This is a genomic window from Bacteroidia bacterium (assembly GCA_023228875.1).
GTDB lineage: Bacteria > Bacteroidota > Bacteroidia > NS11-12g > UBA955 > JALOAG01.
In genome coordinates, this window is record JALOAG010000039.1 from 1 (window position 1) to 6,494 (window position 6,494).

Genomic DNA, 6,494 nt, shown 5'->3' on the forward strand with positions numbered 1-6,494 from the left:
CAATCTCATTTGGATCAACATAAAAATAGGGTCCATTATTAGGGGAGTCAGAAAGAAGAGTCATATAATAAGATCTATCCTCTAAACCCTCGATGTAAATAACAACAGAGGGTTTAGGTCCAGCATCAGCAAACAAATTAAAAGAGAGAAGTAAAAATACGACAAAAAGAAAAAGGTGAATTTTAGCTGGGCGTTTCATGAATCTACCCCCTTAGATAAATTAGATATAAGCATCGCTTTTGAAAAAGACAACATAGTTAAATGCGTAAAATATGTTTTATTTTTAAGATTCTCTTTTACAAAATAAATAATTAGACAAACAAATGTTTAGTCCTAATAGAAAATGGGAACGTTATCAAATTTAAACTTCCTAAATTAGCAAATAAAATACTTTTTAGGTAATAGAAATAATTAAGTATAACCTTCAAATTCGGTATGACATATAGCAACAAAGTGTAGAAAAGGTACTTTTTTAGAGCTATTATCAGTAAAAGATTATCAAAAGAAATATATCACACTTTTTGGATATTTTTCATTTGCTATGTGCGATTAATCGTGTTATTCTATCGATAGGTGTTCAAAGAAACATTAAATATGTTACAATGAGCATAAAAAGGGAAGAGGTTAGAGTCAAAAAGAATATTACAACAAAGAAGTTGTAATGAGAAAAATCACAAGGAGATGAAAAATGAAGAGAGCTTTATTAGTTTTAGCAATCTTACTCATGGTGGGCGCAGTCGTGTTTGCTGGCGGAGGCAAAGAGAGTGCAGCCACTAAAAAAGACGATGGGAAAATAAGGATAGGATTCTCTATTCAAGATATTACAAACCCATCATGGTCAGAGATGTGGATCTACATGGAGAGAAAAGCTAAAGACTTAGGTGTTGAAATTACACTAAGTGACTGTCAAGCAGATCCAAACAGGCAAATTAGTTCAATAGAGAACTTCATCCAAGGTGGATACGATGCAATTATCGTTCACTGTTTTGATGCAGAGTCTGCTACATCAACAATTCAAAAAGCAAAAGACAAAGGGATAAAAGTTCTTGCTTATGATACCTATGTTGATATAGCTGATTGTTATTACGGTCTAGACAACTATGAAGTTGGTAGACAAATTGCTAAAAACGCCGCCACATGGATTAATTCAACTTTCCCAAACGGTGTTGTTGAAGTTGGTGTTGCTAACTACCCACTAAACCAAGTTTGTCTTGATAGAGCAGAGGGAATCTTGTCTGGAATGGCTGAGTTCGCTCCTAATGCTAAAATTGTTGCCCAAGCTCAAGCTGGTTACATGGACGAAGGCTTAGTCGTTGGTGAAAACTGGATTGTTGCTCATCCAAATATCAAAGCTTTTGTAGGAATTGACGATGCTGGTTTATTAGGTATTTATGAAGCTTACAAATCTGCTGGCAAACTAAGAGACGATATGGGAATGTTTGCAATTGACGCTCTTCCTGAAACTTTAAAAATTATTGACTCAGGTGGAATTTTCAGATCAACAATCTATTTAGATCTAAACGGAGTTGGTGAGCAAATGGTTCAAGCTTCTGTTGATATGGTCAGAGGTATTCCTGTTGAGAGAATGAACTATTTCATTATGGTTAACTTGGATGAAACTAACGTAAGAGATTATATGTAATTTCCCTCTTCGGTAATTCATAATAAACTATTTTGGCAAGTAGACTTGTCTGCTTGCCAATTTTAAAAATAAGAGATGAATCAAACAAACAATATTTTATCAGTAAAGGATGTCTCCAAATCATACGGCGGAGTTACTGTATTGCATGATGTTTTTTTAGATATCAAGCCAGGTGAAGTTCATGCTGTTATTGGGGCGAATGGAGCAGGAAAGTCAACATTAATTAAAACTATTTCAGGTGCTATCGTTCCCGATAAGGGAATAATTAATTTTGATGGACAAGACTATACTTTTATGACCCCAGAACGTTCTGATAGTTTAGGTATAAAAGTTGTTTATCAAGAGTTTAACTTAGTGCCCTCTTTATCGGTGGCAGAAAATATTTTTCTGGGGGAGCGTATAGAGGGGAAAAAGTTAGTTGACTTTAAATATCTTGAAAGAAGAGCTAAAGAGATTCTCGATACCTTTGAAGTTGATATCGATGTCTCTATGCCAGTTAAGTTTTTATCAGTCGCCTATAAGCAAATTGTAGAGATTGCTAAAGGAATGACTAAAAATATCAAGTTGCTTGTACTTGATGAGCCTACAGCACCATTAACAAATAAAGAAGTTGATGTTTTATACAAAATTATTCGCAAACTAAAAAATGATGGTATTGCAATAATTTATATTTCTCACAGATTAGAAGAAGTTTTTGAAGTTTGTGATAATGTAACTGTTTTAAGAGATGGTCATAAAATTATAACTTTAGAAGCCAAAAAGACCACTAGACGCGAATTAATCAACTACATGATTGATGCTGATCTGGGTGATGAGTTCCCTGAAAGAATTGGAAAACGACAAGAAGATATTTTGTTAGATGTAAAAGATCTAGCGGGAAAAGGTTTTAATAATATCAACTTTTCGGTTCGAAGAGGGGAAGTGTTAGGTATTGCTGGGCTTGTAGGTGCAAAGAGGACTGAAATAGTTCGTGCCATTTATGGAGCAGATAAAAAAGCAAATGGTTCGTTAACTTTTGAGGGGAAAGAGGTAGTAATTAAAAATCCATCTGATGCTATTTCTAATGGAATTGTAATGGTTCCTGAAGAGAGAAAGTCAGAAGGATTAATCTTAAACCACTCAATAAAAATGAACTTGTCGTTGATGGTACTCAAAAGATTAACCAAAGGGATTGTTTTGGATTTTGCTAGAGAGAGTAAAATCGTGGACCAATACAAAGATGCTTTGAGCATCAAAATGCGTTCTACCAATCAATCTGCTTATACTTTATCGGGTGGGAACCAACAAAAAATTGTTATTAGTAAGTGTTTAGCCAGCGACCCTAAGCTTATTATTTTGGATGAGCCTACAAGGGGAGTTGATGTTGGTACAAAGAAAGAAGTTTATTCTATTGTGAATAAATATGCCGATGAGGGACTTGGTGTAATTTTAATTTCATCTGAGTTGGATGAGGTTATTGGGCTCTCTGATCGGATAGTTGTTCTTGCTGAAGGTAAGATTACAGCAGAATTTGAGCGCGAAGATTTTGATAAACAAGAAATTCTTTATTACGCATCATTAAGTGATAGTAGGGGGGTAGTAGAAAATCCATGATAACGAAAAATATTGATTTTAAAGTTCTTTTTAGAAAATACGGAATAATTCTTGTCCTTTTTGTATTAGTGGCAATTTTTTCAATTGGCAATCCTGTTTTCTTTACAGCTGGCAACATGATTACAATTATGAGGCAAATAGTTGTCGTTGCCATTATGACTATTGGAATGACTTTTGTTCTAATTTCAGGTGGAATCGATTTATCTGTTGGAACACAACTTTCGTTTATTGGAGTTGTTACAGCGAAGATGTTCACCCAAATGGGGATTAACCCTTTTGTTGCTTGTGTAATTGGAATATTGTTGGGTACTACCATTGGTGCATTGAACGGGTTGTTCATTGCCAATGTAAAAGTATCTCCATTGATTGCTACCCTTGCCATGCAACAAATCCTTAAAGGACTTGGATACGTTATATCAAAAGGGAGACCAATTTACGGCCTTCCCGATGCAGTAAGATTTATTGGGCAAGGGCACATTGGTTTTATCCCATTCCCAGTTATTTTAATGGTCATCTTTATATTGTTTGGAATGTTTATACTGAACAAGACTTATCTAGGCCGCTCTTTCTATGTTGTTGGTAGTAGTGAAGAGACTGGGCGTCTGTCGGGTTTAAAAACAAAGAAGATCTCTATTATTGCCTACACAATGTGCGGAATGTTATCTGCTGTTGCTGCAATCATAATGATGGCCAGAATCAACTCAGGAAGCCCAACTGTTGGAGTTGGTTATGAGATGGACGTATTAACTGCTGCTGTTCTTGGTGGAGTTAGTATCAGCGGTGGAGAGGGGCAGATGTATGGAGCAATTATTGGTGCATTGATCATTGGTGTTTTAAGTAATGGTTTAATTATTATGAACGTCAGCGAGTGGTATCAAATGATTATTAAAGGTCTCGTATTAGTTTTAGCGATTGGTTTTGATAGTTTTAGAAGTCGCCATTATCACGGTAACTAAAAGGGAAAGGGTGATTAAATGAAACGCATTGCAATCATCGGGGCTGGTATGATTTCAAATAGTCATGCCAAAGCCCTTAAGAATGTTGAAAATGGCACTTTGTGTGCTATTGCCGATATTAACAAAGAGGCAGCAGATAAATTTGCTAAAGAGTACCAGTGTAAAGCTTATTACGAAGTAGAGACGATGCTTCAACAAGAAAAGCCAGATGGGGCAATTATATGTTTACCCACCTTTTTACACGCAAAATATGTAGAGGTGTGTGCTAATTATGGTGTAAACGTCCTTTGCGAAAAACCTGTTGAGATGACAGTTGAAGCAACACAAAAGATGTTAGATGTGGTAGATAAAAGTGGCATTATCTTTATGGTAGCCCAAGTTGTCCGCTTTTGGCCAGGTTATGTAGAAATTAAAGAGATGGCTGATTCAGGAGAACTAGGAGATATCTACATGGCTTACGCTAGTAGATGTTCCACAATGCAAACTTGGGGGAACACTTGGCTAAATGATCCTGACAAAGGGGCCGGTGCCATTCAAGATATGCATGTCCACGATATTGATTACCTACGCCATCTTTGTGGAGAGGTAGATTATGTCTACTGCTTAGGGAGCAAGGATGATACAAAGTGTTGGAACCATGTGATGTCCTCTTTAAGTTTTAAAAATGGTTTTAAAGCAGTTGCTGAAGCCTCTTTCACTATGCGTTCGACCTACCCATTCACTATGTCTTTAAATGTATCGGGAACTAAAGCTACAGTTGAATTTATCTATCGTGCCGGTTATAGCATTGGAGATCGAGATAGTGTTAACACAGTCCTTAGAATCTTTAAAGATAATGAAGAACCTATTGAGATAGTTCCAGAGCAATACGATCCATACGAAAAACAGCTAAGCTACTTTATTGAACTTCTTGAGACAAATAAGCAGCCTGAAATAGTTCCACATCAACAAAACCTCGATGTGATAAAGGCTGTTTGTGCAATCAGAGAATCTGTAGACAACAATAAAATTGTGCATCTTTAAAAAGTGGAGATATTTATATGTTAAAAGCTGTATTGATAGGGTGTGGGCTAATTGCTGAAAGTCATGTGCAAGCAATAGAGAATACAAAAGGTGTTACTCTAAGTGCTGTTAGTGATGTTATAAAAGAGAAGGCGACTTCTTTAGCAAAAGCGAGTGGGTGTAAAGCTTACACAGACGCTGAACTGATGTTAGATGAGATAAAACCCGATTTTGCAATAATTTGTGTCCCTACATATTTTCATAAAGATTATGTAGAACTATGTGCAGAAAGGGGTATTCATGTCCTTTGTGAAAAGCCTTTAGAGCGCTCAACAAAGGTAGCTCAACAATTAGTTGATATCGTTAAAAAGAATGGGATTATTTTTATGACCGCCCAAGTTGTAAGATTTTGGAGTGGCTATGATCAAATAAAAGAGATGTTCTTAAACGATGAACTTGGTGAAATTTATATGATGCACCTTAGAAGAGTATCATCAAGAGCAGGAGAGTATGGTAAATGGCTTTTTGACCCAGATTTAGGGGGAGGAGCCATGCACGACATGTTGGTTCACGATGTTGACTATTTAAGGCATGTGGCAGGTCCATTTGAAAGTTGTTATGCCAATGCTGTAAAAGATGACACTGGTTGTTACAACAACGTAATGGCAAATATTATTCACAAAAATGGAATTCACGCAGTAGCAGAAGTCTCATTTAATATGCAAACAGGCTACCCGTTTAGTTTTTCTGTAAAGATCGTTGGAACCAAAGCTACAGTTGAATATAGCTACTCTGCAGGGGCAACTATTGCTGATCGTTCAGGTAGTAAGTGTGAAATGAAAGTTTGGAAAAAAGATCAAGGTCTTACAGAGTTAGAAGTAAAAAGCTTTGATGCTTATCAAAAGCAGATGGCATATTTTATAAATTGTCTGAAAGAGAATAAGCAACCTGAAATTATTACAATTGATGAAAGTTTAGAAGTCATTAAAATGATTGATGCAATTCATAAATCGGCAGATATTGGTGAGGTTGTTAGACTCTAAAGTATTGTTAAATAGTTAAAACTATTGATACCCTGGTAAATTAAATTTATCGGGGTATTTTTTATATCCAAAGAAATTTTCCCACTCTTGAAAATTAATTTTTAATAATCAACAATTAATCGAGTTGAAAGTTATGAATAGATCAATTAGAGCACTATATATAGTTTTAGGATTTTTGTTTGTTGGGCTAGGGGCTTTAGGAGCTTTTTTGCCTATTTTACCAACAACGCCATTTTTACTATTGGCCTCTTACTTTTT

At 35.7% G+C, this 6,494-nt stretch carries 7 protein-coding genes; 6 read left to right on the forward strand and 1 reads right to left on the reverse strand.

Annotation, left to right across the window (positions count from 1 at the left end):
* A partial coding sequence (locus M0R38_12655; GenBank protein ID MCK9482585.1) for a hypothetical protein occupies positions 1–199 on the reverse strand: 199 nt, incomplete at its 3' end.
* A gap of 489 nt (positions 200–688) precedes the next feature.
* Here M0R38_12655 and M0R38_12660 point away from each other — a divergent pair.
* The 6 genes from M0R38_12660 to M0R38_12685 all read left to right on the forward strand — a co-directional run.
* Positions 689–1,642 (forward strand): sugar ABC transporter substrate-binding protein, encoded by a 954-nt coding sequence (locus M0R38_12660; GenBank protein MCK9482586.1) that lies wholly within the window; start codon positions 689–691, stop codon positions 1,640–1,642.
* A gap of 75 nt (positions 1,643–1,717) precedes the next feature.
* Positions 1,718–3,235: a sugar ABC transporter ATP-binding protein gene (locus M0R38_12665; GenBank protein ID MCK9482587.1), complete on the forward strand. Its 1,518-nt coding sequence runs from the start codon at positions 1,718–1,720 to the stop codon at positions 3,233–3,235.
* Positions 3,232–4,191: an ABC transporter permease gene (locus M0R38_12670; protein MCK9482588.1), complete on the forward strand. Its 960-nt coding sequence runs from the start codon at positions 3,232–3,234 to the stop codon at positions 4,189–4,191. The genes M0R38_12665 and M0R38_12670 overlap by 4 nt, the downstream gene beginning before the upstream one ends.
* Before the next feature lie 18 nt (positions 4,192–4,209).
* Positions 4,210–5,214: a Gfo/Idh/MocA family oxidoreductase gene (locus M0R38_12675; GenBank protein MCK9482589.1), complete on the forward strand. Its 1,005-nt coding sequence runs from the start codon at positions 4,210–4,212 to the stop codon at positions 5,212–5,214.
* Positions 5,215–5,231: 17 nt separating this feature from the next.
* Positions 5,232–6,236, forward strand: a complete 1,005-nt coding sequence (locus M0R38_12680) for a Gfo/Idh/MocA family oxidoreductase (protein ID MCK9482590.1) — start codon at positions 5,232–5,234, stop codon at positions 6,234–6,236.
* 145 nt (positions 6,237–6,381) lie between these two features.
* Positions 6,382–6,494, forward strand: a 113-nt coding sequence (locus tag M0R38_12685; protein MCK9482591.1) for a YbaN family protein, incomplete at its 3' end; no start/stop codon positions are given.

Excerpts from the sequence above, each read along its gene's own strand:
- M0R38_12660 (MCK9482586.1), top strand. The coding sequence starts at position 689 with ATGAAGAGAGCTTTATTAGTTTTAGCAATCTTACTCATGGTGGGCGCA.
- M0R38_12665 (MCK9482587.1), top strand. The coding sequence starts at position 1,718 with ATGAATCAAACAAACAATATTTTATCAGTAAAGGATGTCTCCAAATCA.
- M0R38_12670 (MCK9482588.1), top strand. The coding sequence starts at position 3,232 with ATGATAACGAAAAATATTGATTTTAAAGTTCTTTTTAGAAAATACGGA.
- M0R38_12675 (MCK9482589.1), top strand. The coding sequence starts at position 4,210 with ATGAAACGCATTGCAATCATCGGGGCTGGTATGATTTCAAATAGTCAT.
- M0R38_12680 (MCK9482590.1), top strand. The coding sequence starts at position 5,232 with ATGTTAAAAGCTGTATTGATAGGGTGTGGGCTAATTGCTGAAAGTCAT.